This window comes from Streptomyces sp. NPDC048370 (assembly GCF_043200825.1).
Lineage (GTDB): Bacteria > Actinomycetota > Actinomycetes > Streptomycetales > Streptomycetaceae > Streptomyces.
Genome location: NZ_JBICYI010000002.1, coordinates 791,229 through 816,321, shown reverse-complemented (window position 1 = coordinate 816,321; position 25,093 = coordinate 791,229). Strand labels below are relative to the sequence as shown.

General features: G+C 71.0%; 20 protein-coding genes and 1 pseudogene. 7 read left to right on the top strand and 14 right to left on the bottom strand.

The window, feature by feature from the left end; translation table 11 throughout:
• The 3 genes and pseudogenes from ACGFYP_RS07275 to ACGFYP_RS07265 form a co-directional block, all read right to left on the bottom strand.
• Nucleotides 1-213 (bottom strand): annotated as a pseudogene (locus ACGFYP_RS07275) (amino acid ABC transporter permease); the annotation flags it as partial.
• 29 nt (nucleotides 214-242) lie between these two features.
• Complete coding sequence (locus ACGFYP_RS07270; protein ID WP_393487430.1) at nucleotides 243-1,190, bottom strand: ABC transporter substrate-binding protein; 948 nt, start codon at nucleotides 1,188-1,190, stop codon at nucleotides 243-245.
• Nucleotides 1,191-1,369: 179 nt separating this feature from the next.
• Entirely contained in the window at nucleotides 1,370-2,869 is a 1,500-nt protein-coding gene (locus tag ACGFYP_RS07265) for an aminotransferase class I/II-fold pyridoxal phosphate-dependent enzyme (RefSeq protein WP_393487429.1), read from the bottom strand.
• Between the two features lie 73 nt (nucleotides 2,870-2,942).
• On the opposite strand from ACGFYP_RS07265, the gene ACGFYP_RS07260 reads away from it, so the two are divergent.
• From ACGFYP_RS07260 to ACGFYP_RS07230, 7 genes are all read left to right on the top strand, one after another.
• Nucleotides 2,943-3,869, top strand: a complete 927-nt coding sequence (locus ACGFYP_RS07260) for a LysR substrate-binding domain-containing protein (RefSeq protein WP_393487428.1) — start codon at nucleotides 2,943-2,945, stop codon at nucleotides 3,867-3,869.
• Nucleotides 3,870-4,010: 141 nt separating this feature from the next.
• Nucleotides 4,011-5,165: an N-methyl-L-tryptophan oxidase gene (gene solA / locus ACGFYP_RS07255; protein ID WP_393487427.1), complete on the top strand. Its 1,155-nt coding sequence runs from the start codon at nucleotides 4,011-4,013 to the stop codon at nucleotides 5,163-5,165.
• Between the two features lie 430 nt (nucleotides 5,166-5,595).
• Complete coding sequence (locus ACGFYP_RS07250; protein WP_361961564.1) at nucleotides 5,596-6,447, top strand: ABC transporter permease subunit; 852 nt, start codon at nucleotides 5,596-5,598, stop codon at nucleotides 6,445-6,447.
• Between the two features lie 92 nt (nucleotides 6,448-6,539).
• The gene (locus tag ACGFYP_RS07245; RefSeq protein WP_393487534.1) at nucleotides 6,540-7,406 is read left to right on the top strand and encodes a carbohydrate ABC transporter permease; all 867 of its coding nucleotides are present in this window, start codon (nucleotides 6,540-6,542) and stop codon (nucleotides 7,404-7,406) included.
• 156 nt (nucleotides 7,407-7,562) lie between these two features.
• On the top strand, nucleotides 7,563-9,245 hold the full coding sequence (locus ACGFYP_RS07240; protein WP_393487425.1) for an extracellular solute-binding protein: 1,683 nt from the start codon (nucleotides 7,563-7,565) through the stop codon (nucleotides 9,243-9,245).
• Between the two features lie 116 nt (nucleotides 9,246-9,361).
• Nucleotides 9,362-11,161 (top strand): heparinase II/III family protein, encoded by a 1,800-nt coding sequence (locus ACGFYP_RS07235; protein ID WP_393487422.1) that lies wholly within the window; start codon nucleotides 9,362-9,364, stop codon nucleotides 11,159-11,161.
• A 159-nt stretch (nucleotides 11,162-11,320) separates the two neighbouring features.
• Nucleotides 11,321-12,352, top strand: coding sequence for a LacI family DNA-binding transcriptional regulator (locus ACGFYP_RS07230; RefSeq protein ID WP_393487419.1), 1,032 nt, complete (start codon nucleotides 11,321-11,323; stop codon nucleotides 12,350-12,352).
• 98 nt (nucleotides 12,353-12,450) lie between these two features.
• Here the strand turns inward: ACGFYP_RS07230 and ACGFYP_RS07225 are convergent, their stop codons facing one another.
• The 11 genes from ACGFYP_RS07225 to ACGFYP_RS07175 form a co-directional block, all read right to left on the bottom strand.
• Entirely contained in the window at nucleotides 12,451-13,638 is a 1,188-nt protein-coding gene (locus ACGFYP_RS07225; protein WP_393487416.1) for a hypothetical protein, read from the bottom strand.
• A gap of 74 nt (nucleotides 13,639-13,712) precedes the next feature.
• Nucleotides 13,713-16,571 (bottom strand): hypothetical protein, encoded by a 2,859-nt coding sequence (locus tag ACGFYP_RS07220; protein ID WP_393487413.1) that lies wholly within the window; start codon nucleotides 16,569-16,571, stop codon nucleotides 13,713-13,715.
• Nucleotides 16,572-16,983: 412 nt separating this feature from the next.
• A complete protein-coding gene (locus tag ACGFYP_RS07215; RefSeq protein ID WP_393487411.1) occupies nucleotides 16,984-17,844 on the bottom strand; it encodes an amidohydrolase family protein in 861 nt (286 codons plus the stop codon).
• The gene (locus tag ACGFYP_RS07210; RefSeq protein WP_393487409.1) at nucleotides 17,841-18,152 is read right to left on the bottom strand and encodes an L-rhamnose mutarotase; all 312 of its coding nucleotides are present in this window, start codon (nucleotides 18,150-18,152) and stop codon (nucleotides 17,841-17,843) included. The genes ACGFYP_RS07215 and ACGFYP_RS07210 overlap by 4 nt, the downstream gene beginning before the upstream one ends.
• Complete coding sequence (locus ACGFYP_RS07205; RefSeq protein WP_393487405.1) at nucleotides 18,149-18,802, bottom strand: lactate utilization protein C; 654 nt, start codon at nucleotides 18,800-18,802, stop codon at nucleotides 18,149-18,151. The genes ACGFYP_RS07210 and ACGFYP_RS07205 overlap by 4 nt, the downstream gene beginning before the upstream one ends.
• A complete protein-coding gene (locus ACGFYP_RS07200; RefSeq protein ID WP_393487401.1) occupies nucleotides 18,799-20,283 on the bottom strand; it encodes a lactate utilization protein B in 1,485 nt (494 codons plus the stop codon). The genes ACGFYP_RS07205 and ACGFYP_RS07200 overlap by 4 nt, the downstream gene beginning before the upstream one ends.
• Nucleotides 20,280-21,020 (bottom strand): (Fe-S)-binding protein, encoded by a 741-nt coding sequence (locus tag ACGFYP_RS07195; RefSeq protein WP_393487397.1) that lies wholly within the window; start codon nucleotides 21,018-21,020, stop codon nucleotides 20,280-20,282. The genes ACGFYP_RS07200 and ACGFYP_RS07195 overlap by 4 nt, the downstream gene beginning before the upstream one ends.
• 1 nt (nucleotide 21,021) lies before the next feature.
• Entirely contained in the window at nucleotides 21,022-22,008 is a 987-nt protein-coding gene (locus ACGFYP_RS07190; protein ID WP_393487394.1) for an aldo/keto reductase, read from the bottom strand.
• A gap of 6 nt (nucleotides 22,009-22,014) precedes the next feature.
• A complete protein-coding gene (locus ACGFYP_RS07185; protein WP_393487390.1) occupies nucleotides 22,015-22,779 on the bottom strand; it encodes an SDR family NAD(P)-dependent oxidoreductase in 765 nt (254 codons plus the stop codon).
• Nucleotides 22,776-24,131 carry an L-fuconate dehydratase gene (locus ACGFYP_RS07180; protein ID WP_393487387.1) on the bottom strand — a complete coding sequence of 452 codons (1,356 nt, stop codon included), beginning with the start codon at nucleotides 24,129-24,131 and terminating at the stop codon, nucleotides 22,776-22,778. Before ACGFYP_RS07180 ends, ACGFYP_RS07185 begins: the two co-directional genes overlap by 4 nt.
• A gap of 11 nt (nucleotides 24,132-24,142) precedes the next feature.
• Nucleotides 24,143-24,994: a fumarylacetoacetate hydrolase family protein gene (locus tag ACGFYP_RS07175; RefSeq protein ID WP_393487385.1), complete on the bottom strand. Its 852-nt coding sequence runs from the start codon at nucleotides 24,992-24,994 to the stop codon at nucleotides 24,143-24,145.
• Between the last annotated feature and the right edge of the window lie 99 nt (nucleotides 24,995-25,093).

Genomic DNA, 25,093 nt, shown 5'->3' with positions numbered 1-25,093 from the left:
GATGGTGGAGTCGAAGAGTTTCTCCGGCACGGTGGCCCAGCGGACGTTGCCCTGGGAGAAGGCGTAGCCGAGGAGGACCAGGAGTGCGACCACGAAGACGCCGGCGACCCAGCGTCCGTAGTGGCGGACCGGGATGGCCTTGATGGCCTCCGGGGGGAGGTCCGACGGGGCGGGCGACGCCCCGTCGGGAACCTTGTCGAGCTTGTCAGTCACAACGACTGCCCTTCAGCGGTGCGTGGGGTTCAGGAGCCGCCGTTGATGCCTGCGGAGGTGACCGCCCCCGACCCGGCGCCCCACTTGTCCAGTGCCTTCTTGTACGTACCGTCGTTGATGATCACGTTCAGCGCGTCCTTGATGGCGTCGCGCAGTTGCGTGTCCTTCTTGTCGACCGCGATGCCGAAGGGGCCGGCCTCGATCTGGTCGCCGACGATCTCGAAGGCGTTCCCGCCGCCGGCCGTGCGCGTCAGGTGCAGGGCGACCGGGTAGTCGTTGACACCGGCGACGGCGCCGCCCGCCTTGACGCGGGTCTGGGCCTCGGCGTCGGTCGGGAACGACTCGATCCTGAGGGCCGGCTTCCCCGCCTTCTCACAGGCCTTCGACTGGGTCTTGGCCACCGTCTCGAAGGTCGTCCCACGCTGCACGGCGGTCGCCTTCCCGCACAGGTCCTCGATCGACCTGACCTTCTGCGGGTTGCCCTTCTGGACGTACACCACGGAGCCGGCGATGAAGTAGTCGACGAAGTCGACCCCGGCACCGGTCTTCTGGCCCTTGTCGTCCAGGCCCTCCTGGCGTGCCTTGGTGTCGGTCACGGACGACATGACGACGTCCGTACGGCCGGTCGTCAGCGACGTGAGCAGGGTGTCGAACGTGCCGCTGGCGAACTCGAACTTCACACCGAGCTGCTTGGACAGGGCGGCGGCGATGTCCGGGTCGACACCGACGATCTTGTCGCCCTCCTTGAACTCCATCGGCGCGTACGTGGCGTCCGTACCCACCTTGATGACGCCGGCCTTCTGGATGTCGGCGGGCAGCTTGGAGAAGAGCGGGGCGTCGGAGACGGCGCCGTTGCCCGTACCCCCGGAGGAGGAGCCGCCCGCGGTCTGGTCACCGCAGCCGGTGAGCACGGCGGCGGCCGTGGTCGCGACGATGACGGCGGGGGCGATGCGGCGTCTTGCGATGGCTCGGTTCATTTCTCGGGGGACTCCTTCGGCGGTGGGCACGGCAGCGTGCGAAATGGGGAAGGCGGCGGAACGGGGGAGTAAGAGCAGGAGGGGGAGGACGTACGGGTCGGGCGTCGGGTCAGGCGCCGGATCGGACCTCGGCCGGACCTCGGCCGGGCGCCGGATCTGGCGTCGGGTCGAGCGTCCGCTCAGGCGTCGACCACGCGCAGGTGGGCCACGGTCGGATCGACCGCACCCCGCACGTGTCCGTTCGGGGCGGCCGCGGTGAGTTGGAGGAAGCGCACCGTCTCGGAGGTGATGACCTCGCCGGGCAGCACGTTGGGGATTCCCGGCGGGTAGGCGGCCAGGGTGTCCGTGGAGACCCGGCCCACGGCCTCGACCGCGGGTACGACCCGGCCGGGGCTCATGAAGGCCTCGCGTGCGGTGAGCACCGCCTCGCCAGGCGTGGGCAGGGACAGCCGAAGGTCTCGGTCGAGCTGATCGTCGAGCGGGCGCGGGAGGGTGTGGAGCGCTTCCAGGAACCGCTCGGTGTCCGGGGCGCTTCCCGCGCCCACGACCGCGACGATGGCGGACTCGGTCGACACCTCGACCATGATCTGGTGGTCGCGGAACAGCCGTTGGCGGGCTTCGTGGCCACTGATCCCACCGGCCCTGGTGTCGATCGCGACGCGCAGCGGGTCCGCGGCCGCGATGTCGGGGAACCGGCCGAAGCCGTCGCTGACCACTCCATGACGGCCCATGCGCCGCACGACGTGGCGGATTCTGTCCGCGGCCTCCACGGAGGCGCCGATCGCGTCGTGTCCCGATGCCAGGTTCCTGCGGGCGATGTCCAGGGAGGCGATCAACAGCGCGCTCGCACTGGTGGATTGCACGAGTCGGAAGGCGCGGTCGATCAGGGGTTCCAGGCGGTCGGCGAACGGCCCGTCGCCCAGGTGCAGCATCGCGGACTGCGTGAGGCTCCCGCCCAGCTTGTGGGTGCTGGAGGTCACCAGGTCGGCCCCTTGGGACAGCGCGCCGGCCGGAAGGTCAGGGTGGAAGCCGAAGTGGGAGCCCCAGGCCTCGTCCACGATCAGCGGGATCCCGGCCGCGTGGGTCACGTCGGCGATGGCGCGGATGTCGGCGACGGCACCGAAGTAGCTCGGGGAGACGACGTACACGGCGGCGGCGTCGGGATGCCGGGCGATCGTCTCCGCCACGGCCTCGGCGGTGACGCCGTGGGCGATCCCCTGGACCGTGTCGAGGGAGGGCTGGACGAAGGCGGACTTGAGGCCGGAGAGGACCAGCCCGTCGATCACGCTCGAATGCACGCTGCGCTGCACGATGAGGGTGCGGCCGAGCATGGGGGTGATCAGGGAGGCTGTCTGGTTGCCCTGCGAGGCGCCGTTGGTCAGGAACCAGGTGCGCCGTGCGCCCCAGGCCTCGGCGGCCAAGCTCGTGGCCTGGTCCATCGGGGTGTCCGAGCCCAGGTCGAGTCCTTCGAGCAGGGGCGGGAAATCCATCCGAAGGACACCGGGGCCGAACGCCTCCACGAGCGGGTGGCCGGGCGTGGCCTCGGCGGCGTGACCGGGAACGTTCAGCCGGACCCAGGACCGGTCGGCGTGGGCGCGGAGCGCCTCTGCGTACGGTGCGCGGTCCTGGTGTGTACCGGCGGTAAGGGGGCGGGGAGCTAGGGAGCTGGGGCTGTTCACGCCGCTCAGTGTGAGGGGCGAGAGCTATTCAAGGAATCATGCATTCCTCGAAGGGGGTCCATAGAATATCTATATGCTTGAGATCCGGCATCTTCACGTTCTGCGCGCCATCGCCCACGAGGGTTCCCTGGCGGGCGCGGCCCGCTCGCTGCACTACTCGCAGCCGACGGTCACGCATCATCTGGCCGTTCTGGAACGCCACTTCGACGCGATGCTCGTGCAGCGCGGCCCTCGGGGCGCCACCCTCACCGAGCTCGGGGAGACCCTGCTGCCGCACGCCGAGATGGTGCTGTCCCGCCTGCAGCTGGCCGAGCACGAGGTGCGCGCCCAGGCCGTCCGCGGGACGCGCGCCCTGCGCGTCGGTACGTTCCCCACCGCCGGCGCGCTCCTGCTCCCAGGCGCCGTGAAGTCCCTGCGCCGGCAGGGCGTCCACGTCTCCCTCGTGGAAGGCGAGCTGCCGGTGCTCCTGGACGGGCTTCGGTCGCGGGAGCTGCACGCCGCCCTGGTGTTCTCGCAGCCGGGCGACCGGCTCGACCTCGACGACGCCTTCGAGGTGCACCCGCTGCTGACCGACCCGTTGCTGCTCGTCCTCCCCGAGGACCACCGCTGTGTGGCGATGGAGCGCGTGCCGCTGGACGAGCTGCGCGACGAGGAGTGGGTGGGAGCGGCCGACCCGCGCGACCCCTGCGACCGACTGCTCTCGTGGGCCTGCGCGCAGCAGGGCTTCGAGCCCGTCCACGTGATGCGCAGCGACGACTACGGCGTCGTCCAGGGTTTCGTCGCCGCGGGCACGGGGGTCTCCCTGGTTCCCCGGCTGGCTCTGGGGGCACCGCGCGGCGACATCGCCGTACGACAGGTGGAAGGCCCACCGCTGGCCCGCGAGATCAGCGTCGCCGTCCTGGCGTCCACGGCCGCACTCAGCGCGCGGGACCTGGTCGACTCCCTCAAACTCCAGGCGGCCCGCGTCACGACGGATTGGGACCGGGAGCCTCTGGGCTGACCTGGGGAGTCCGGCATGGCACCCTAGGCCGCCGACACACGGTGGGTAGCCGTCGGGGGAGCGCTGCGTCCTGAGAGGGGTGTGGTGTGTGGGGATGCCCGTCGGATCAGATCCGTCCCCGAGCGCCAGGAGGCGACAACCGTGACTCGCTCCTTCGACGTCATCGTGCTGGGCCTCGGCGGAATGGGCAGCTCCGCCGCCTACCACCTCGCCCGGCGCGGCCGGCGGGTGCTCGGCCTGGAGCGCTTCGGTCCCGCCCACGCGCTCGGGGCGAGCCACGGCGGTTCGCGCCTCTACCGGCAGAGTTACGCCGAGGGCGAGTCGTACGTGCCGCTGCTCCTCCGAGCCCGTGAGCTGTGGGAGCAACTGGCCGTGGACTCGGGGCGCGAGGTGTTCACCACCACGGGAGGGCTGATCATCGGCCCGCAGGACAGCGCCATGGTGGTCGGCAGCGTGCGGAGCGCAAAGGCGTGGGACCTGCCGCACGAGATCCTGGACAGCGCGGAGATCCGGCGCCGGTTCCCCACCTTCTCCCCGGCCGCCGACGAGGTGGGCTTCCATGAGCGCGAGGCGGGCGTCGCCCGGCCCGAGCTGACGGTCTCCGTACACCTCGACCTGGCGGCGGCCCACGGCGCCGAACTGCACTTCGAGGAGCCGGTACTGCGCTGGGACGTCGACGCCGTCGGCGGAGTCCGGGTGGTCACCGCCCGCGAGACGTACATGGCGGATCGGCTCGTCATCGCCCCGGGCGCATGGGCGCCGCAACTGCTCGCGGACATCGGTGTCCCCGTGCGCGTGGAGCGCCGCGTCATGTACTGGTTCGCCCCCGAGGGCGGCACGGCGCCCTTCGAGCCGGAGCGGCATCCCGTGTACGTCTGGGAGGACCGCACGGGCAGCTCGATCTACGGCTTCCCCGCCCTCGACGGTCCGAACGGCGGTGCCAAGGTCGCCTTCCATGAAGGCGGCGCGCCGGTCGACCCGGACCTCCTCGACCGGGAGATCCACCCGGAGGAGGTGGAGGAGATGCGCACGTACCTGCGTACGCGCATCCCCACGCTGGCCGGGGACTTGCTCAAGGGCGCCGCCTGCACCTACTCGCTGACGCCGGACGAGCACTTCGTCGTGTCCGCGCACCCCCGCCACCCCGAGGTCGTCGTGGCGTGCGGGTTCTCGGGGCACGGCTTCAAGTTCGTCCCCGTGATCGGCGAGATCCTCGCCGACCTCGCCGTCGACGGCACTTCACGTCACCCCATCGACCTCTTCGACGCCGGGCGCCCCCGGACCGCGGACGCCTGAGTACCCCTCAGCATGCGCCGGGCCGGTGGCCCTTCAGGTTTCCGACCTTTCTGCAAACGTTTACATCGGTGGCGAGGTCGCGGTGCGGCCTTCGAGTGGGTCGAGACATGCGCTGGCAGTCATCAGGCCACTTGTCGAAGTCGCGGCTCTGAAGGGCGGGTTACGAGAGTATTTACACCGCTTTGCCGAACCTGGAGCGGCTCGGCGTTCCAAAAGGGTCGGGCCAATCTCTTGCCGTGAGGCATGCAACCGATCTACTTTCCTTCCGCACCTGCTACTGGAAAGGGGCGGAGCCTTGGCTGTCACAGTCGGCAAGCCACGGACCGCTGACGAGTCGGCGGTTCGCAACAACGGGCCGGCCGGGCCACAGACCCGGCACAAGGGCGGGCTCGCCGGGAGGATCCGTAGGGACAGGACCCTGCTCCTGCTGATGGTCCCCGGGGTGTTGTACTTCCTGGTCTTCCACTACCTGGCGATGCTGGGCAACGTCATCGCGTTCAAGGACTACATCCCGTTCGTCGGCATCGCGGAGAGCGAGTGGGTCGGCTTCGGCAACTTCCAGGTGCTGCTGTCGGACGCGGCGTTCTGGGGCGCCGCGCTGAACACCGTGCTGCTCTCGCTCCTGCAGCTGGTCTTCTTCTTCCCGCTGCCGCTGGGCCTGGCGCTCGTGCTGCACAGCATCACCCGCGGCCGGGTCCGCAACCTCGTGCAGAGCGTGGTCTATCTGCCGCACTTCGTCTCGTGGGTCATCGTGGTGGCCCTCTTCCAGCAGGTCCTGGGCGGGGCGGGGCTCATCAACGGCGTGCTGGGCGACGGCAGTCATCTGATCGACGTGTTCGGCAACCCGACGGCGTTCAAGCCGCTGATGGTCATCGAGCTGATCTGGAAGGACTGCGGCTGGGGCACGATCATCTTCCTGGCCGCCCTGCACAACATCGACGAGCACCTCTACGAGGCCTCCGCCATCGACGGGGCAGGACCGTGGCGCCGCTTCTGGCACGTCACACTGCCCTCGATCCGCCCCGTCGTCGTACTGCTGCTGATCCTGCGGCTCGGTGAGGTGCTGAACGTCGGCTTCGAGCAGATCCTGCTCCAGCGCGACGCCTTCGGCCCGGACGCGGCCGAGGTCATCGACACGTTCGTCTACTACCAGGGCATCGTCCAGGGCAACTGGGGCATGGCGACAGCCGCGGCGCTCCTCAAGGGAGTCATAGCGGCCGCGATGGTCTTCGCCGCGAACAAGGTCGCTCACCGCATGGGCGAACAGGGGGTGTACCGCTGATGAGTCTCACGATCGACAAGGAAGAGGAAGCGGACAAGCGGTCCGAGCGGCGGGCGACGCTCGCCCCGGGGCGCGACCACCGGCCCGCGTGGATGGAGAAGCCGAAGCTCATCACACAGATCCTGAAGGCTGTCGTGCTGACCTTCACGGTCGTCGTGGTGGTCGTCCCGTTCTGGGTGGTCGTCGCCACCAGCTTCGCGCCGGACCAGCAGATCATCGACAACGGCGGCTGGGCCTTCTGGCCCGAGCAGTGGTCGTTCAAGGCCTACGACAAGATCCTCAACGGCGGAGTGGTCGGCCACGCCCTGTGGGTCTCGGTCGGCGTGACGGTCTTCGGCACGCTCGCCAGCCTCACCTGCACGGTCCTGCTCGCCTACGCTCTCGCCCGCCCCGGGGTCGTCGGCGGCAAGCCGGTGATGCTGCTCGTCCTGTTCACCTTCCTCTTCCCGCCCGGCATCATCCCGAGCTTCCTCGTCGTCGACGGCCTCGGGCTGCGCAACACGTACTGGGCGCTCGTGCTGCCGGTCCTGGTCAGCGCGTTCAACCTGGTCGTGATCCGCGGCTTCTTCCAGGGCATCCCCGAGGAGCTGTACGAAGCGGCCAAGCTGGACGGCGCCGGCGAGCTGCGCATCCTCGTCACCGTCGTGCTGCCGCTCTCCAAGGCGGTCATCGCGGTCATCGGCCTCTTCTACGCCGTCGGCTACTGGAACGACTTCTTCCGCGCCGTCCTCTACCTGGATGACCAGGGCATGTGGCCGCTGCAGACCGTGATGCGCCAGTACGTCACCCAGGGCGCCAAACTCGCCGACGAGGCGAGCGCCGAGGAAGCCCTGATCGCGGCGCCGCAGACCTTCCGGATGGCCGTGGTCGTCCTCGGCACGCTGCCGATCCTCTGCCTCTACCCCTTCGTCCAGCGCTACTTCGCCAAGGGCGTCCTCACCGGCGCGATCAAGAGCTAGGGCCTTTCGTTCGGATCAATGCCGGGCTCGCGGGGTCTGATCCGGCCTGATCCGAACGAAAGGCCCTGGTCCAGCTGCTCCACCGGACCGCAAGGCTCCTCACCTCCCTCCCCACCGCTGTTCCCCGGTACCCGGGGCCGTCTCCCTAGGATCGTCATGTCTTCTGGTGTCTCCCGCAGATCCGTCCTGCAGGCCATCGGCGCCGGCACTGCCCTCGCCGCCACCGGTACCTCGCTGACCGCGTGTTCCTCCTCGGGCTCCTCGGGGGGCTCGTCCAGCAACGTGGGTGCGAAGCTCGCGCCGTACCCCACGTGCGTTCCGTTCGCGGGACCGGTTCCCGACCTCGCCCCCACCAAGGAGGGCGTGCAGGCCGGCTACACCGCGTACCCGCAGAAGCTCGTGAAGTCCGTGGCCGAGAAGCCGGGCGACGGCAAGAAGGTCACGGCCGTCGTCATGTCGTACGGCGCACCGCCGAAGCCGCTCGCGAACAACAAGTTCCACCAGGCGATCAACGCGGCCCTCGGCGTCGAACTCGAGCTGACCGTCGTGCCGTTCGACCAGTACACGACGAAGCTGTCGACCATGATGGCCAGCGGCGACATGCCCGACATCATCAGCATGAACGCGGGCGGGTACTTCCTGCCCAACGAGGCCCGGTTCGTCCTCTCCGAGTGCGCCGACCTCACCGAGCACCTCTCCGGCGACGCGATCAAGAAGTACCCCAACCTCGCCAACATCCCCACCTACTCCTGGGAGGCCGTGGGCCGCTTCAAGGGCCGGCTCTACGGCGTCCCGATCGAGCGGCCCCTGCCCTGGATCGGTCTGTTCGCCAACCAGGAGCGGCTGAAGCAGGCCGGCATCTGGGTCCCGGAGGTCGGCGGACTGCCCGTCGCCGACCTCACCAAGGGCATGAAGCAGCTCACCGGCAAGAACAAGTGGGCCCACGGTGCCTCCAGCAGCGGCGAGTTCGGCTGGACCGCCCACGCCGCCAACCACGGTGCCCCCAACATGTGGGCGCTCAAGGACGGCGCCTTCAGCCACACGCTGGCGTCCGACGAGTTCAGGGCCGCCCTGGAGCAGATGAACGCCTGGTACAAGGACGGCCTGTACCGTGCCGACGCCCTGTCCATCGACGGCAACACCCAAACCCTGGACTTCCAGAACGGCACCACGTCGATCGTCGCCAACGCGGCACAGCTCCAGGGCGCCGCCCTCGCCGTGAAGGACGGCTTCACCGTCGACTTCGCCCGCCCGTACAAGCCGGCGAACGGCGCCTCGTACAACCAGTGGTTCGGCAACGGCTTCTTCAGCTACACCGCGCTGAAGAAGGCCCCCAAGGAGCGCATCGAACTCCTGCTGCGGGTCATCGACTTCCTCTCCGCGCCGTTCGGCTCCGAGGAGTGGGAGCTGAACAACTTCGGGACCGAGGGCACGCACTTCACCCGCGCCAAGGGGGACAACGGTCCGGTGCAGACCGAGCTCTCCGTCTCCGGTGAGAGCAAGTCCACCCTGCCCGTCAACTACATCGGATCCGGCCCCCAGGTCATCTACATGGGCAGCTTCGAGGGCTCGGTCGAGGCGACCAGGCGCCAGCACGCGTGGCAGCAGCAGATCGTCCCCACCGGCATCCGCAACCCCATCGTCGGCCTGCGTTCGGACACCTGGTCCACCAAGGCGACGACCCTGGACAAGCTGCGCGCCGACTCCATCAACGCCGTCGTCAGCGGGAAGCGTCCACTGTCCGACTGGGACTCCATCGTGAAGGACTTCAAGGCCAAGGGCGCCGACAAGGCGGCCGAGGAGTTCGCCAAGGAGTACGAGGCCTCCCGGAAGGCCTGACCCCGACTTCGGCCGGGCCGTCGGTTCTCCCCAACGGTTCTCCCCGTCACGACGGCCTGGCCGAAGCCCCGCACCACAGCCATGCATCGGCAGCGGCACCCCCGAGAGGTTCCGACGTGATCCGATACTCGTCCTCCGCGCTGCGTGCCGCCCTGGCCGCTGCCGCTCCTGCTCCTGTGCACCGCGCCGTGCCCAAGCCGCTCACCGGCCCCCATCTCGACGCGCTCTGGGCCGAGATCCGGGCGGAGGCGTCCCGTGGCGCGGACACCGCCACCCCCTCGTGGTCGCAGCTCCACCGCTTCGAGGCGGACGGCGACCGGGTTCCGTACGAGCGCGTGTACTTCGGCCGGCGGGGCAGGCTGAACGCGCTGGCCGCGGCCTCCTGGCTCGACGGGGATCCGGCGGTGCTCTCCGCGCTCGCCGACATGATCTGGTCCGTCTGCGAGGAGTACACCTGGGCGGTGCCCGCGCACCGCTACCTGGTCACGCCGACGGGTCGGCCTATGGAGGAGTGCGTCGATCTCTTCGCCGCCGAGACGGCGCACGCCCTGGCCGAGATCGTGACGCTCCTCGGCGACCGGCTGCCCTCCGCCGTCGCGGACCGGGCCCGCGCGGAGGTGCGACGGCGGGTCCTGACCCCGCTCTTCGGCAGTGACCAGCCATGGCTCTGGGAGAGCACGGCCACCAACTGGGCGGCGGTCTGCGCGGGAGCGGCCGGGATGGCCGCCCTCGCGCTCGTCGACGACCCGGGCGAGCTGACCGCCGCCGTCGAGCGCTGTCTGCGTGCCATGGACGTCTACCTGAGCGGCCTCGGCACCGACGGCACGTGCGTGGAAGGGGTCAACTACTGGGTCTACGGCTTCGGTTACTTCACGTACTTCGCCGAGGCGCTCCGCGAACGGACCGGCGCGGCGGGCACGGGCGGCGCGGGCAGCGCACACGGCGCGGACTGCGTGGACCTGCTTCGCGATCTTCCGTCGGCGACCGCGGCGGCGGCGTTTCCCGCGGCCGTCCAGACCGGCGGCAGGCGGTTCGTGACGTTCGCAGACGCCGTCGACTCCCAGCCGCTGCCGACCGGGCTCGTCTCCCGGCTGCGGGACCGCCTGCGATCACCCGTGCCGGGAGCGGTGGGCGTCCCCTCGTTCGACGCCGACCACTGCCACCGCTGGGCCCATCTGTCGCGCACCCTGACCTGGACCGACCCCGCCGTGCTCGACGCGCCCACCACCGACGGCGTCGCCTGGCTGCCGGACGCGGCCTGGCTCGTCGACCGGCGCACGGTCGACGGCGTACGGATCACCTTCGCGGCCAAGGGCGGCCACAACGACGAGCCGCACAACCACAACGACCTCGGCCACTTCACGCTCAGCGCGGACGGCGAGGAGCTCCTCGCCGACCTCGGCGCCGGCAGCTACTCCCACGGCTACTTCGGGCCCGACCGCTACACCGCCCACCTGCACCCCTCCGCCCGGGCCCACTCCGTTCCCGTCGTCGACGGAGTCGCCCAGGAGGCGGGCCGCCACGCCGAGGCCGTCGTCCTGGCCGCCCGCGCCGACGAGAGCGGGTCCGTGCTGCGCCTGGACCTGGCGGCGGCGTACGCGGGCCGCCCCGTCGTCCGCTCGTTCGCCTGGCACCCGGACGCCAGGTTGGTCGTCCACGACACGTTCGACGGCGCGACGCAGGTGGAGGAGCTCTTCATCAGCCGCTTCCGCCCCCGCCCGGCCGACGGCACCGTCACCTGGGCCGGTACGCGCGCCGCCGCGACCCTCGCCTACGACCGGACGGCCTGGAAGCCCGATGTCGAGCGGATCGAGACCACCGACCACTTCGGCCGGCCGGAGACCGTGTACCGCCTGAGGCTGCGCAACGTGGGCCGCCCGGCAGCCGTCTTCGAGCTCACCGTTCGGCCCATCTGACCGCCTTGGAGGGGTTTGTTGACGTCCCGCTCTCCCGCTGAAACCATGCAAACGATTACTCCTGTTCCACGGAGCAGGACGGATACGGACGAATCGGGGGATGATTCGGTGCCCACAGAGACGCGCGGAGGGTCGAAGCCCGCGCGACGGCAGGCCACCATGCAGGACGTTGCCGACAAGGCCGGTGTGTCGACGGCCACGGTGTCGCGCGTGCTGGCGGGCAAGCGCATGGCCGAGTCCACGCGGGCCAAGGTGCTGCACGCGGCGAAGGAGCTGCACTACGTCGTCAACGCCCACGCCCGGGCCCTGAAGGGCGGCCGCAGCAACACGGTGGGCATCGTGCTCGTCACCTTGAGCGGCGGCGCGTTCAACGAGATCGCGCGCGGGATCGAGCAGCAGTCGGCGGCGGAGGGAATGCGCTGCATGGTCGCCTCCTCGCAGGCGGATCCCGACCGCGAGCTCTTCCTGGCCGCCTCGATGGCCGAGCAGAACGCGGACATCGTGATGCTGATCGGCGGTGTCAGGGACACGCCCGGCTACCGCTCGAAGGTGGCCGCTCTCGCCGGGGAGCTCGACGCGGCGGGGTCCCGGCTCGTGCTCGTCGGACGGCCCTCCCCGGGCGCCGACCTGCCGGTCACCGTGGTGGACTACGACAACGAGGGCGGGGCCCACGCGGCCACCAGCCATCTGCTCTCCGCCGGCCACGAGCGCATCCTCTTCCTCGGCGGCCCCGACAACACGACCACCGCGTCACGGGTCGCCGGCTACCGCGGGGCGCTCGAAGCCTACGGTCTTCGCCCCGACCCGGAGCTGATCGTGGGCGGCGGCAACCACAACGCACTGGGCCCGACCGGCATCCGCGAGATCCTGCGCGGCATGCCCTCCGACGTCACGGCCGTCTTCGCGTGGGACGACGACATCGCCGGCTGCGTCATCGCCCAACTGCGGGCGGACGGGGTGTCCTTGCCGGAGGGGATGTCGGTCGTGGGCTTCAACAACGCCATGCCCTACGCCGAGCACCTGCTGCCCTCGCTCACCACCGTGCAGGTCCCCTTCCTCGAACTGGGCCGCACCGCCGTGAAATTGGCCGTCCAGCGCGAGGAGCCGGACGTCCGCCACGCCCAACAGGTCGTGCTCGGCACCCACGTGGTGGTCCGTGACTCGGTCCGACCCAGGATCCGTCGCTCCTGAGGCACGGCCTCGATGCTCCCCGCCACGGGCCCGTCCCCTCCGCGCGAGGGCGGGCCGGCCCCTTCACACCGCGGGGTCAGGGGACGGGCGGCGTACCGTCACCGGACGACGACGGCCCACCTTGTGTCGCTGATCCCCGTCCTGATGCGCAGCAGCGCGGTGCTGAAGCTCTGCGACGACGAGACGTCGAGATACAGCGTGGTGGTGAAGCTCGCTCCGGGCGCCAACGCCGGGACGTTGTACCACTGCCAGGTGCCGGAGATCCCCCCGCTGGAGAAGGTCTGCATCTGGGTCGCGGCGGTCGTCGAACCCGAGGTGTTCGTGACGGTCACCGGTATGTTCGTCGTGGTGCCCCGTGACACCGTGCAGTTGCCGCTGGGCAGCGTCGCGGAGGCGGCCAGCGGGCCGCTGCTGGACGTCGCCGTGATGACACCCATCTCGTAGGAGTTCTGCGAGACCCAGTTGCAGGCGTTGGCGGTGGTCGCGGAGGGCTCCCAGACGACGAGGCCGTCGGTCTTCGCCTTCAGTTGCCCGAAGATGAACGCCCAGGTGTTGCCCGGCAGATAGTCGCCGTTGATCGTCTTGGGGTGGATGTAGGGGTAGATCGGCTGGCCGGGGGCGAGCGCGCGGTCGTTGGCGACGGCCTGGTCGAGCTGCGTCTGCCAGCTGGACTGCGTCTCGCCGACGTCCCAGTACATGCGTGGCGCGAAGAAGTCGAACAGGCCGTTCTGGTGGAGCTGTTGGGTCAGGTTGTTGTTGGTGGTCGACCAGTCGTAGCCGTACATCCCGACCGGGTGGCCGGGTGCGGCGTTCTTCGTCCAGGCGATGAGCTGCTTCCAGAGGTCGAACGCGTGGGTGGCGGCCTGGCCGGAGAGTGCGGTCACGACGATGTCCTCGAAGTCCAGCACGACCGGCGTCCCGGCCGCCGCGCCGAACTGGCCGGAGCCCATGTACTCCTTGACCTTGGCCTCGTACGTGGCCTGCGAGGGCAGCGGCCCGCCGTTGGACGTGCAGCCGCTCGCACTGCACCGGAACGCGAACACGTCGTAGACGACCGTGGACCGGACCGCGCCGAACTGTTCGAGCCCCGGGCGGTCCGCGCCGCGCTCGTTCACGAAGACCCGGAAGGCGGCGGCTTGGGCGTCGGCCGCCGCGGGGGACGCCGCAGCGGGGAGTACGAAGGCCACGGCGGCCGACACCGACAGGACCGTCCTGCGGATGCGGCGCAGCACGGACGGCGTTCTGCGCGGGGCGCGCGGCCGGGACGGGACGTTGCGTCGTTGCAAGGCTCCTCCTTGTGTGTGGGCAGGGCCGGCCCGCCCCCGCGCGGAGGGCGGGCCGACCGTCTTCCCGTCCCGCGTCAGGGGGTGGGACGGAAGTTCTCGAGGTCGGTGAGGTCGTAGGTGGTGGTGCCCAGGGTGAGGGTGATGCCCGTCGAGGTCGCGGTAGGCAGGGCGCCCTTTCCGACCGCGAGGACGATGCGGAAGTCGGCCTCGGACCCGGTACGGGTCACCTTGAACGCGCCCTTGTCCACGGAGAGTTCGGTGCCTTCGGGGTTCAGGACCCAGCCCTTGAGCCAGCCGTCGCCCTTCCGGAACAGGAAGGTCTTCGCGCCCGACTCCGTCTCGCCGAAGGTGATCGCGGTGCCCGACTCGGGGGCGAGCTGCCACGCGTACGCGTGTGAGGCGGCGTCGGCGAAGGTGTCGTGGACGGCGACGACGGAGTCGGCTCCGCCCACCGGGCGCAGATCCACCGCGATGTCCCGACGGGCCGTGGACAGCTGGTAGTTGCCGCTGCCGTCCAGGGAGACGAAGCCGCCGCCCTGCCCCGGATAGGCCCGGGACTCCAGCGTCCGGCCCCGGCCTGCGAGGGGCTCGGCCCGGCCGTCGACGAGCGGCTTGGAGAACAGCTCCGGCCGCGTGTAGTTCTTCGCCGGCTGCTGCGCCCAGGTCACGTCCTGGCCGAGCAGCGAGAGGGCGAAGGTGTCGGAGCCGCCCCAGCCGATGTGGTGGTCGTTGCGGTTCTGGACGCCCACCAGGACGTCGTCCTTGTCCTGGTGGCGGCTGCGGAAGAGGTACGAGCCGACATGGTCGTCGAGCAGCGCGGCCCGCACGGACTCCGGTGCCTCGTCGGGGTCCTGCGGGCTGACCCCGTACGGGTAGTACAGCAGCCCGTAGGTGCCGCCCCCGCCGCCGACCGTTCTCTCGTACTGCCACAGCCACGCCGGGCGCTGCTCGGCGGGTACCTGGGTGAAGATCAGGCCCGGGATCGGCACGGCGCCGGTCGTCGTCGCGACACCCCACTGCAGACGGGCCTTGTCCGGCTGTGCGGAGATGCTGTGCAGGAGGAGGTTGGCGAACTGGGGCCGCCGCCACTTCTCCTGCAGCGCGCCGATACCGGCGTCGAGGGAGCCGATGATGCCCGGGGCGCCGACCCCGAGCCCGTAGCTGAAGTAGTCCAGGCCCTCCTGGTCCCAGCCGGTGTCCGCGTACGCGGTGTCCAGGTGCCGGCCGACCTCGTCGATCAGCTGGGGGAGCCGCTCCTCCGCAAGGTCGAAGGGGCCGTCGCCGCGGACCGCGAGCCGCAGCGCGAGCTCCGCTCCGCGCACCACCGCCGTCCAGTTGCTCTGCTTGGTCGGGAGCGCGAAGTTCGGGTGGTACGCGACCTCCAGGTACGCGGCGACCCGCCGCAGCACCTTCTGGGCCTCGGCACGCTGCTCCTCCGTCAGGCCCGGGTACGCCCAGTCGTACGCGGTGGCCAGCGAGGTCGCCGCGTTGGCGGTCTCCAGGGCGGCGGCCCCCGCGTGCCCGGTGCCGTTGACGAAGGGCATGGTCCGGCCCGACTCGACGATCGCGGCGTAGGCGGTCTGCGCGTACGCCGGGTCCTGGGAGACCTGGTAGAGGAAGGCCGCGTCGTGGGCCCAGGCCGCCTGCGCCTCGCCCGGGCGGTAGTTGTAGCCGGGCAGCCCCTTGGCGACGCGGTTCACGAGGGCGTCGTACGTCGACCTGGGGGTGCCGGGCTGCTGGATCGCCGCCCGGATCGCCGTGAGCCTCGCGTCGGTCACGCCCGTCCGGGGGTGCTGGAGCCCCGCGAGCGTCGCGGTGGCGAGTACGTCGCCGTGACGGCCGGTGACCGCGAAGCCCGTGGCCCCCTTGAGCTCCCCGCCCTTCAGGGTGAGGGCTCCGGAGAGCTCGTGGGCGCCGTACGTGGCGACCTTGCGGGCCTTGCCGAGCTTGCCTTCGGCCACCTCGGGGCCGCCCGCGTACACCTTCACCGGGCCCTTGGTCCCGGCCGCGAGGCGCCAGGCGAGGCGGGCGCCCTCGTCGGTGCCGGTCGCCGTCAGTACGTCCGTCCGCTGCTCGTCCAGGAACGTCGGGGGCATGGTCACGGTCTCGGCGCCGGTGGTGGCGAGCCTCGTGCCGTCGGCGGCGAGGGCCACGACCTTGTACGTGTACCGCTTGCCGGGCCGGGCCGAACCGTCCTCGGCGGTCCAGGCCGCCGGAACCTCCCGTATCAGGGTCTCGTCGCTCGGGGTGAAGTCCCCGCCGGCCGAACGGTGCACCTCGTACGAGGCGGGGGCCTGGGGGACCGTACCGAAGTGCCAGGTGAGCTGCACGGCGCCGGTCGGCTGGACGTTGGCGCCCACCGCGTCGCCCTCGACGCGCTCGACCCTGACGTTGTCGACGAGCATCCGCCCCGTGCTCTGCTCCAGGGCGAGCAGCAGGTTGATCGTGGGAGCGCCCGGGCGGGCGAGGACGACCGCGCCGGCCCTGCGCCAGCCGGTGTCACCGGTGACGCGCCCGACGATCGCGTCATGGCCGAAGTTACGTGCCCACAGGTCGCCTCCGTAGCCGGAGAGGCCGACGGCGCGCTCGTCGAAGGTGATGCGGTACGCGCGGAAGGCGCCGGTGTCGGGGATCGGCACGTCCTGGCCGATCGCGGCCTTGTCACCCGGATCACCGAGGTCGAGGGCGAGAGCGCGGCCGCCGTCGGGTCCCGCGCCGTCGACGACGGTGGCGCGGCCGCTGGCCCGGGTCTCGCTCTGTGGCCAGCCGGGGATCGAGCCGTCGGCGCCGACCTGCTCGAAGTCACCGTTGACGACCAGGTTTCCGGCGGCCTCGGCATGGGCGGGCGCGGGAAGGGACACCGCGAGCGCCCCGGCGGCGACTACGCCGGCGACGGCGGCCCTGCTCAGGCGAGGAGGTATGGCTCTGGACATGGTCTCTCCGTCGGTCAGGGAGGGGAGGGCGCTGGCCACGACGCGTCCTGCAATCGTTTGCCCGGCGGTGAGGCTAGGTGCGGATCTCGGGCGTGGTCAAGGTGTCGTGCACTCAGTCATCAGCTCACATGGGGAAGTTGTGTGATCGGGCGCGGCGTTTCATCCCTATTTCAGGCAAAAGGCCGTCGCATGGCGGCGCTTCTCCGAAAGATTGATCCGACAACTCTGTTGACCTGGCCGTGCAATCGACCTACGTTCCTAGCCCATTCGCACGAGGACGGCACGGTGGAGTGGCGCGCGCAGATGCCGCCCAACCACGACCTGTTCGGCGCCCTGTGGCTGATGCCGCCCGGCGGCGTCAACGGGGTGGACGGGACGGCCCGCGTAGCCCGGTCGGCCTGGGCCCGCGCCCCTACGCCGTCGCCAGACCGTACACACGCGTCGCCGTTCCGGCGAAGATCGACGACTGCTCGGCGGCGCTCAGCCCTGCGGTCAATTCCCGTACCGAATCGACCACTTGACCGTACGAGGCGGCCAGTCGGCAGACGGGCCAGTCCGAGCCGAACATGAGCCGGTCCGGGCCGAGGGCCTCCAACGCGGTGTCGGTGTACGGGCGGAGGTCGTCCACGGTCCAGGAGTCCCAACGCGCCTCGGTGGCCAGGCCGGAGAGCTTGGCCACCGTGTGGGGAAGCTCGGCCAGGAGGCGTAGACCCCGCGCCCACGTCTCCCGTTCCTGGGTGGCGATGGGCGGCTTGCCCAGGTGGTCCAGGACGAAGGTGAGCTGCGGCAGCAGGAACGCCGCCGATGCGGCGGCGGGCAACTGGTGCGGAAGCACCACCAGGTCGTAGGCGAGTCCGGCCTCGGCCACGGCCCCCAGCCCGCGCAGCACGTCGGGCCGCAGCAGCCACAGCGGGTCGGGCTCGCTCTGGACCTGGTGCCGGATCCCCACGAGCCGGTCGCCGCCGGGCAGTTCACGGAGCCGGGCGAGTTCGTCGGCCACATCGGGCGCGGTGAGGTCCGTCCATCCGACGACCCCGGCGACGAGCGGGCCTGCCGAGGCGAGGGCGAGGAGTTCGGGTGTCTCCTCGGCCACCGTGACCGTCTGCACCAGGACGGTCGCCGTCACACCGGCCGCACGGGCCTCGGGTTCGAGGTCGGCGAGGGTGAAGCCACGCCGCAGGGAGGCCAGTTCGTCGCCGACGATCCAGTCCTGGTCCCGTACGGAGAGGTCCCAGACATGGTGGTGGGCGTCCACGATGCGCACGGCGGTCACAGCTCCCAGACGACGGGCAGCCCGGCGTCCGAGCCCTCGGTCGAGTAGTCGTGGACCACGTCGAGCAGCTCCGCCATCCGCGCCTGCCAGGCGACGTTGACCGGCAGCTTCTCCAGTTCGGCGAGCAGCCGGCCGTAGTCGGCGCACTCCAGGACGTGGAAGAGGTCGGTGTCGCTGCGCCAGATCGTCCAGGAGTCGGCACCGGCGGCCCGGATCGCGTCGGTCAGCTCCTCGGGTACTGCGCGGTGCGCGGTCTCGTACTCCTCGACGCGGTCCGCGCGGACGCGGGTGTGCAGGGCGATTCTCATGAGGGCTCCTCGGTGGGGTGCGCGGCGACGACGATCACGTCGAGGGTGCGGGGGCCGTGCACGCCCTCGACCCGGTCGAGTTCGATGTCGCTGGTGGCGGACGGTCCGGAGACGAAGGTGAGCGGGGCGGTCGGGTCGAGACGGGAGAGGGCTTCCGGGACGTCGCCGACGATCCGGTCCTCGTACAGGACACAGAGGTGGTGGTCGGGCAGCAGGGTCAGTGCCCGCCGGCCCTGGCCCGGTCCTGCGTCGAGGACGATCGTGCCGGTGACGGCGATCCCCACGGCGGCGGTGGTGAGCACCGCGTCGGCGCTCTCCAGGCTCTCGACCGAGAGCCGGGGGATGTCGCCCAGCCGCGTCCAGTCGCCCTCGGGCAGCAGCTCGGGAGGAAATCCGTCGGGGACGACGAGACCCTGGGTGCCCCGCTCGGTGAGGGCCGCGGCGAGGGTGCGGGCCACGTGCTCCTCGGTCGTACGGATCACGGTGGCCCGGTAATCGGCGACGCGCTCCATGAAAAGACCGACCGGGTCGGCGCCCGCGTGGCTCGCCCGGTAGCCGCGGGGGACGGGGAGGCTGTCGGGCGTCTCGGCGGCGGGCACGTCCGTCAGGGCCGCCGCGACACGGGCGAGTACGGTCTTCCGGGTACTCATCGGGAGGCTCCTTCGCGGGTACGGAGGGTACGCAGCCACCAGTCGCGGAACGACTCGCGGGGCGGCACGGGGGTGTCACGGGTGTCGGACCAGGGGCGCAGCGGGCCGGGAAGGCGCCGGATCACGCCCCGCCGGGAGAGCACACGGGCCACGGACGCCCCCGCCCGCCGGACGAGGGAGAGCCGGCCCGGTGAGCGCAGGACGGCCGCGGCGGCGCCCATGACCAGGGCTTCCGCCGTCGGGACGACGCGTCTGTCGCCCTCGGCCTCGACGGCCTTCGCACGCAGATGGACCAGGACCTCGGGGATGTCGATCCGCACCGGGCAGGCGTCGTAGCAGGCGCCGCAGAGCGTGGACGCGAACGGCAGCGTATCCGCGTGCTCCACGCCGACGAGCTGCGGTGTGAGGACGGCGCCGATGGGACCGGGGTAGACCGAGCCGTACGCGTGGCCTCCGGTCCTCTCGTACACCGGGCAGACGTTGAGGCAGGCCGAGCAGCGGATGCAGGCCAAGGCCTGCCGGCCGACGGTGTCCTCGAGGGTGTCCGTGCGGCCGTTGTCGAGCAGGACGAGATGGAACGCCTGCGGACCGTCGCCCTCGGTCGTGCCGGTCCACATGCTGGTGTACGGGTTCATCCGCTCGCCCGTGGAGGACCGCGGCAGCAGCTGCAGGAAGATCTCCAGGTCGGTGAAGGCGGGCAGGACCTTCTCGATGCCCATGACGGTGATGAGCGTGTCGGGGAGGGTCAGACACATCCGGCCGTTCCCCTCGGACTCCACCACCACGACCGTTCCGGTGTCGGCGGCCGCGAAGTTGGCGCCGGAGACGGCGACCTTGGTCCGCAGGAACTTCTCACGGAGGTGCAGGCGGGCGGCCTCGGCGAGGTCGCGGGGGTCGTCGGTAAGGCCCGGCGGGGCCGGGCGGCCCCACTTCCCCATCTCGCGGCGGAAGATGTCACGGATCTCGGCTCGGCCGCGGTGGATGGCGGGCACCAGGATGTGCGAGGGCCTGTCCTCGCCGAGCTGCACGATCAACTCGGCGAGGTCCGTCTCGTAGGCGCTGATCCCGGCCTCGGCGAGCGCCTCATTGAGACCGATCTCCTGCGTGGCCATGGACTTGACCTTGACGACCTCTCTCTCGCCGGTCGCCCGCACCAGGTCCGTGACGATGCGGTTCGCCTCGGCGGCGTCGGCGGCCCAGTGCACCGTGCCGCCGGCCTTGGTGACCGACTCCTCCAGGCGTACCAGATGGTGGTCGAGGTGCCGCAGCGTTCGCCGTTTGACGGCCTCGCCCGCCTCGCGCAGCTGCTCCCAGTCGTCGAGTTCGGAGGTGACGGCGAGTCGCTTGTCGCGGATGGTGCTGGTGGCACGGCGCAGGTTCGTGCGCAGACGGGTGTCGGCGAGCGCGGTGCGCGCGGCGTGAGGGAAGGGGGGCGAGCCGAGCCAGACCACGTTGGTGCCTGGGCCGTCGGGGCCGCTCATCGTCGGTCTCCTTCCGTCGAGGCGAGGATCTCGGCGAGATGGCGGGTGCCGACCCCGGTGCGCAGCCGGGAGAGTCCGCCGCCGATGTGCAGCAGACAGGAGTTGTCCCCCGCGGTGAGGATCTCGGCGCCCGTCCCCTGCACATGGCGCATCTTGTCGGCGAGCATGGCGTTCGAGGTGTCGGCGTTCTTCAGGGCGAAGGTGCCGCCGAAGCCGCAGCACGACGTGGCGTCGGGGAGCTCGACGAGGTCGATGCCCTTGACCGCGCGCAGCAGGCGCAGCGGCCGGTCGCCGACGCGCAGCATCCGCAGCGAGTGGCAGGTGGGGTGGTACGTGACGCGGTGCGGGAAGTACGCGCCGACGTCGGTGACGCCGAGCACGTCCACGAGCAGCTCGGACAGCTCGTACACCGTGGGCGCGACACGCTCCACCGCGGCGACGAGCTCCGCGTCACCGTACTGCCGCGCGACCGTCCCGTGGTGGCCGCGGATCATCCCGGCGCAGGACCCGGAGGGGGTGACGACGGCGTCGTATCCGGCGAAGGCCTCGGTGAAGCGGCGCACCATCGGCAGGGTCGCGGGCCGGTAGCCGGTGTTGAAGTGCATCTGCCCGCAACACGCCTGCGCCTGCGGGAAGTCGACGGTGTGGCCGAGCCGCTCCAGGAGCGCGACGACCGCCTGGCCGGTCCGCGGGAGCATTGTGTCGTTGAAGCACGTGATGAACAGGGCGATGCGCACGCTAGGTCCCCTCCGGCACCGGTACGTCGTCCGGCAGCAGACCCTCGGCACGCAGCTCCGCCCACAGGTCCGCCGGGATTGGGCGGGCGAGCAGCTCGGCCGCGTCGCGGACCTCGTTGCCGGAGCGGGCGCCGACGAGGACGCTCGCGACGGCCGGGTGGCCGTACGGGAAGTGCAGCGCGAGCGCGCGCAGCGGGACCTGGTGGCGCCCGGCGACGGCCTGGAGGCGCAGGGCGCGATCCAGGACCTCCTGGGGAGCGGTGGCGTAGTCGTACGTCGCTCCTGGCCTGGGGTCGGCGAGCAGCCCGGAGTTGAACACACCGCCGATCACGACGCTCTTGCCGCGTGCCGCGGCCTCGGGCAGCAGCTCGGTGAGCGCGCTCTGGTCGAGCAGGGTGTAGCGACCGGCGCACAGCACCACATCGACATCGGTGTCCCGGACGAAGCGGGTCAGCATCTCCGTCTGGTTCATTCCCGCGCCGATCGCCCCGATCACGCCTTCGGCGCGCAGCCGTTCCAGCTCGGGGTAGGCCGTACGGAAGGCCGCTTCGGCGTGGTCGTCGGGGTCGTGCAGGTAGACGATGTCGATGCGGTCGTGGCCGAGCCGGCGCAGGCTCTCCAGGAGGCTGACGCGGACGCCGTCGGCGCTGAAGTCCCAGACCCGGCGATGGGTCGCCGGTACGGCGAAGCCGTTCGCGAGGTCGCTCCCGCCTCCGGTGGTGGGGCGCAGCAGCCGGCCCACCTTGGTGGAGATGACGTACTCGTGGCGCGGGCGGGTGCGCAGGGCGGCGCCCAGACGTTCCTCGGAGAGGCCGAGGCCGTAGTGCGGGGCGGTGTCGAAGGCGCGGATGCCCGCGTCCCAGGCGGCGTCGACGGCGCGCCCGGCCTGGGCCACGTCGACGGGGGTGAAGAGGTTGCCGATGCCGGCCGCGCCGAAGGACAGTTCGGTGACGGAGACGGCGCTGGTGCCGAGAGCGAGGCGTCGCATGGGGTGTCAGACCTCTCGCTTCTCGGCGGGGCGCAGGCGGAGCCCCTGCATGCCGCCGTCGACGGCGAGGGCCGTCCCGGTGACGGAAGCGGCGGCGGGGCCCGCCAGATACACGATGGCGGCGGCGACCTCGCCGGCGGAGACCAGGCGCCCGGTGGGCTGGCGTGCGCCGAGCGCCGCCCGCTCGGCCGCCGGGTCGTCGGCGGCGTCGAGGAGCCTGCCGACCCAAGGGGTGTCGACGGTCCCCGGGTTCACACAGTTGACGCGGATTCCTTCGCGGACGTGGTCGGCGGCCATGGCAAGGGTGAGGGAGAGCACCGCGCCCTTGCTCGCGCTGTACAGGGCGCGTCGGGGCAGTCCCGCGGTGGCGGCGATCGAGCAGGTGTTGACCACGGCGGCCGCTTCGGAGGCGCGCAGATGTGGCAGGGCCGCACGGGTCGTACGGACGATGCCGAGGACGTTGACGTCGAGGACGCGGTGCCAGTGTGTGTCGTCGTTGTCCTCGACGGTTCCGACGGCGCCGATGCCTGCGTTGTTCACCAGGATGTCGATGCCGCCCAGTTCGGCGGCGGCCGCCGCCACCGCCGTACGGACGGAGGTGTCGTCCGCGACGTCGGCCCGGTGGCCGCGCAGCGGAGCGGGCAGGCCGTCCGGTGCGAGGTCGAGCACGGCGACGGCTGCGCCGCGCGCGGCGAGCAGTTCGGCGGTGGCCAGGCCGATCCCGGAGGCGCCTCCGGTGACGACAGCCCGGAGTCCGGTGAGGTCGCTCATGCCGGGGTCCCTTCCTGTGCGGCGCGGTCGGCGGCCCAGAAGGCGCCGTCGGGATGGCGGAACTCGTCGATGGACGCGGGGTGCATCTCGGCCGAGAACCCGGGGGCGAGCGGGGCCCGGTAGTGGCCGTCGCGGATCTCCACCGGGTCGAGGAAGTGTTCGTGGAGGTGGTCGACGAACTCGATGACCCGGTTCTCGGTGGTGCCGGACAGGGCGACGTAGTCGAACATCGACAGATGCTGGACCAGTTCGCACAGACCGACGCCGCCCGCGTGCGGGCAGACCGGCACGCCGAACTTGGCGGCGAGCAGCAGGATCGCCAGATTCTCGTTGACGCCCGCGACCCGTGCCGCGTCGAGCTGCAGGACGTCGACGGCACCGGCCTGCAGCAGCTGCTTGAAGACGATCCGGTTCTGGACGTGTTCGCCGGTGGCGACCTTGACCGGCGCGACGGCCTCCCGTACGGCGGCATGGCCGAGGATGTCGTCGGGGCTGGTCGGCTCCTCGATCCAGTACGGGTCGAACTCGGCGAGCGCCTTGGTCCATTCGATCGCCTCGGCGACGTTCCAGCGCTGGTTGGCGTCGATGGCGATACGGATGTCCGGGCCGACCGCGGTGCGCGCGGCGCGCATCCGGCGGATGTCGTCCGCCAGGTCGGCGCCGACCTTCAGCTTGATCTGGGTGAACCCTTCGGCGACGGCCTCCCGGGCGAGCCGGGTGAGCTTCTCGTCCGAGTAGCCCAGCCAGCCGGGCGACGTGGTGTAGCCCGGGTAGCCGCGCTCGCGCAGGACCTTCACCCGGTCGTCGGCGCCTGTCCTGCCGCGGTGCAGGAGGGCGAGCGCCTCCGCCGGGGTGAGCGCGTCCGTGAGGTACCGGAAGTCGATCTGCGAGACGAGCCACGCGGGCTCGGCGTCCGCGAGGAGCTGCCACAGGGGCACCTCGGCCCGCTTGGCGGCGAGGTCCCAGACGGCGTTGACCACGGCACCGATCGCCATGTGCATCACGCCCTTCTCCGGTCCGAGCCAGCGCAGTTGGCTGTCCCCGATCAGGTCACGGCTCAGCGCACCGGGGTCGGCGCAGAGCGCGGCGACCGGTCGTCCGATGAGATGGTCGCGCAGGGCGTCGATGGCGGCGACCTGGACCTCGTTCCCACGGCCGATGGTGAAGGTGAAGCCGTGTCCCTCCAGGCCGTCACCCGCGTCGGTGCGCAGCACCACATAGGCGGCGGAGTAGTCGGGATCGGGGTTCATGGCGTCCGAGCCGTCGAGTTCGCGGGAGGTGGGGAAACGGATGTCATGGGTGTCGACCGCGGTGATCCGTGCGGCGGTGGGGGCGTCGGCCTGTGTCGTCACGTCCGGGCCTCTCAGGCTTGGGCGAAGGTCTGACGCTGCTCGCCGAGACCGTCGACGGAGAGTTCGACGGTGTCGCCGGGGCGCAGGTAGGGGGTGCCGGGCAGGCCGAGTGCGACGCCGGCCGGGGTGCCGGTGTTGATGACGTCGCCCGGCTCCAGAACCATGTAGTTGCTCAGGTACGCCACGAGTTGGCCGACCTCGAAGATCATGTCGCGGGTGGTGCCGTGCTGGCGGCGGACCCCGTTGACGGCAAGGCTCAGGCCGAGGCTCTGCGGGTCGTCGATCTCGTCCCGGGTCACGAGCCACGGGCCGAGGGGGTTGAACGTCTCGCAGGACTTGCCGAGGTCCCACTGGGACGAGTGGTCGAGCTGGAACTCCCGCTCGGAGACGTCGTTGCTGATGGCGTATCCGGCGATGTGCCGCAGGCCGTCCTCGGGACTCTCCAGATAGCGGGCGCGGCCGCCGATGACGACCGCGAGTTCCACCTCCCAGTCCGTCCTGACCGATCCGCGGGGGATGAGCACCTGGTCGTACGGACCGACGACCGTGCCGGGGTCCTTCATGAAGACGACCGGGCGCGTGGGGACGGGCGCCCCGGTCTCCTCGGCGTGGTCGCGGTAGTTGAGGCCGATGCAGACGACCTTCCCGGGCCTTGCCACGGGTGCGCCGACGCGCAGCCCGGCCGTGTCCCACTCGGCCAGCGCGCCCCCTTCGACGGCCGCTCGGGCGCGGTCGAGGCCACCCGAGGACAGAAAGGCTCCGTCGATGTCGGCGGTGACCGGGGAGAGGTCCAGGACGCGACCGTCGTCGGTCCGTACGGCAGGCCGCTCCTTGCCGGGGGCGCCGAGGCGCATCAGTTTCACGAGAGGTCTCCTTGCGTGATCGCTGCAGGGCGGCCCATATTTATCAGACCAATCAAGCCGATCGACACCCTGCGGAACAACAATCTGGCGCGAAATCCG